Raw genomic sequence first — 342 nt, forward strand, 5'->3', positions numbered from 1 at the left:
AGTTCGACTTCGAGGATCCGAGCCACAGAGGCCGATCCTCGTCACGCCCTTGGCCGTAGGTGGCGAGGAGCGCCTGCGCCTCGATCGGGTCGCCGAGCGTCGTGCCCGTACCGTGGGCCTCCACCGCGTCCACCTCGGCCGCCGTCAGACCCGCGTTCGCCAACGCCTGACGGATCACCCGCTGCTGCGACGGACCGTTCGGCGCCGTCAGACCGTTGCTCGCACCGTCCTGATTGAGCGCCGAACCCTTGATGACCGCCAGCACCTGATGACCATTGCGCCGCGCATCCGACAACCGCTCCAGAACGAGGACACCCACACCCTCGGACCAACCCGTCCCGT

General features: G+C 68.4%; 1 protein-coding gene. It reads right to left on the reverse strand.

Going from position 1 to position 342, the window contains the following annotated elements; genetic code table 11:
* The coding region (locus RM704_RS44995) for a polyketide synthase (protein ID WP_311593661.1) at window positions 1-342 on the reverse strand (342 nt) is incomplete at both ends.

The organism is Streptomyces gottesmaniae (genome assembly GCF_031845845.1).
In the GTDB taxonomy this organism is placed as follows: Bacteria; Actinomycetota; Actinomycetes; order Streptomycetales; family Streptomycetaceae; genus Streptomyces; species Streptomyces akebiae.